This window comes from Acidiphilium sp. PM (assembly GCF_000219295.1).
Taxonomy (GTDB): Bacteria; Pseudomonadota; Alphaproteobacteria; order Acetobacterales; family Acetobacteraceae; genus Acidiphilium; species Acidiphilium multivorum.
This window is the reverse complement of record NZ_AFPR01000365.1, coordinates 1-2,308: the sequence shown is the minus strand read 5'-3', so window position 1 is coordinate 2,308 and position 2,308 is coordinate 1. Positions and strand designations below refer to the sequence as shown.

Sequence of the window (2,308 nt, the reverse complement as noted above, 5' to 3'; positions counted from 1 at the left end):
GCGGCCCGGCCGTCACGCCGTCCGCCGGCTGGCCCCGGCGCCGGCGGCGAGCAGCACGGCGATGATCACGCCGCCCTGCATCACGTCCTGCACCCCGCCGGCAAGGCCGGCGATCTGCATCGTCGTCACGATCAGCACCAGCAGCACCGAGCCGAGCAGCGTGCCCAGCGGCGTCGCGCTGCCGCCGAAGATCAGCGTGCCGCCGACGACGACGGCGCCGACCGATTCCAGCAGATAGGGCTTGCCCATGCCGAGAAAGGCGCCGCCGGCATGGGCCGAGAGCAGCGCGCCGTCGAGCGCGGCGAGCACCCCGCTGATCATGAACGCCGCGGTGGTGATCCGCCCCACCCGCGCCCCGGCCAGATCCGCGGCGACCGCGTTCTGGCCGACCGCCATCAGGCTGCGCCCGTAGCCGGTGCGATGGATGACGGCCGACGCCGCCCCGGCGAGCAGCACGGCCGCCACCAGGATCAGCGGCACGCCGAGCACCCGCCCCGCCGCGACGAGGTGCAGCGCCGGGCTGACGCCGAAGGTGGTGAAGCCGCGATTGGTGATCAGCACCGCGGTATCGAGCACGTAGCCGACCGCGAGCGTCGCGATGATCGCCGGGATGCGCACCCGCAGGATCAGGAACGCATTCACCGCGCCGACCGCGAGCCCGACCAGCACGACGGCGGGCAGCGCCAGCGCGAGCCCGGCATCGGTGCCGCCGGAGAGGATCATGGTGACGAAGGCCGAGAGCGTGATCACGCTCGGCACCGACAGGTCGATATTGCCCCCGCCGGTCGCGACCGCGAACATCTGCCCGAGCGCCACCACGGCGAGGAACGAGGCCGAGCTCGCCACCCCCGAGAGGTTCTGCAGGCTGAACCGGCTCGTCGCGAGGTCGAGCGCGGCCCAGAGCACCAGCACGCCGATCGCCGCGAAGCTCCAGCGGTTGCGCCGCAGCCAGGGGAGCACCGTCATGCCCGCCTCCATCGCAATATCTCGCGCGCCGCGAGGATCGCGATTAGCATCCCCCCCTGCACGGCGGCGTTGTAGTCGGTCGAGACGCCAAGAAACCCGAGCAGGCTGCCGATCAGCGACAGGCTCAGCGCGCCGCAGACCGCGCCGAGCGCCGTGATCTCGCCGCCGAGCAGCGAACAGCCGCCGATCACCGCCGCGGCGATGCTGAGCAATGTGTACGATCCGCCGGCATTGATGTCGGACGAGGTGTTGATCGCCGTCATCGACAGCCCGGCCAGCACCGCGAACCCGCCGGCGATCGCGTAGCGCAGCATGGCGATCCGCGCCGCCGGCCAGCCGCTCTGCGCCATCGCGCGCGGATTGGCGCCGAAGCCGCGCAGCACCACGCCGATCCGCGACGCATTCAGCGCCAGCCCGCCGAGCAGGGCGGCGACGATGAACACCACCGACGACGACACGCCCGCCGGGCTCCAGGCCGACGCGGCGGCGAGCCAGCCCGGCGCGCTGCCGCCCGGCGTCGGCTGCAGCGCGTAGCCGATCCCCGCCCAGATGAACGAGGCGCCGAGCGTGACGACGATCGCCGGCATCGCGCGCACCTGGATCAGCCAGCCGAGCAGCGCGTAGGCGCCGAGCAGCAGCAGCAGCGCCAGCGCGCCGGCCCAGGGTGCCCGCACCAGGATCGTGGCACTCAGCACGTTGGCGAGGCCGGCGCAGGCGCCGACGCCGAGATCGATCTCGCTGCCGCCGATCACGACCATCTGCGCCAGGGTGACCAGCACCAGCGGCACCGCCGCGCCCGACAGCAGGCCGATCCCGAATAGCGAGGCCACGCTGCGGTTCAGCGCGACGATGATCCCGAAGATCGCGGCCAGGATCAGCACCGGCGCGGCGGCGCTCCAGTCGCGCCGGAACCGCCGCTCGCCGCCGGCGGCCCGGCCGTCGCCGCCGATCTGCTCGGCGAAGGCGGTGGAGACGATCGCATCCTCCGAGATCCCGTCGCCCGCGAGCACCCGGCGGATCGCGCCGTCATGCAGCACGCAGACCCGGTCGCATTCGAGGAACTCGATCGTCTCGGAACTGTGCCAGACGATCAGCTTGCCCTGCGCCGCCGCATCGCGGATCAGGCGGTAGAACTCCCGCTTCACCGCGACGTCGACGCCGCGGGTCGGATCGTCGAGCAGGATGATGTCGGCTTCGGCCATCAGGGCGCGCGCCATCAGCACCTTCTGCTGGTTGCCGCCGGAGAGGTCGAGGATCGGCGCGGTGGCGCGGTCGGCCGGCAGGCGCACCGCCTCGAGCCAGCGCGCCGCCTCGGCGCGTTCGCCGGCCGGGCGCAGCCAGG

At 73.1% G+C, this 2,308-nt stretch carries 2 protein-coding genes; both read right to left on the bottom strand.

What is annotated here, in order from left to right; genetic code table 11:
- Window positions 1-12 precede the first annotated feature (12 nt).
- Window positions 13-966, bottom strand: a complete 954-nt coding sequence (locus APM_RS12740) for an ABC transporter permease (RefSeq protein ID WP_007423786.1) — start codon at window positions 964-966, stop codon at window positions 13-15.
- The coding region (locus tag APM_RS12735; RefSeq protein WP_007423785.1) for an ABC transporter permease subunit at window positions 963-2,308 on the bottom strand (1,346 nt) is incomplete at its 5' end. The genes APM_RS12735 and APM_RS12740, both read right to left, overlap by 4 nt.

Coding starts and splice junctions, on each gene's coding strand:
- APM_RS12740 (WP_007423786.1), bottom strand. CDS start 966: ATGACGGTGCTCCCCTGGCTGCGGCGCAACCGCTGGAGCTTCGCGGCG.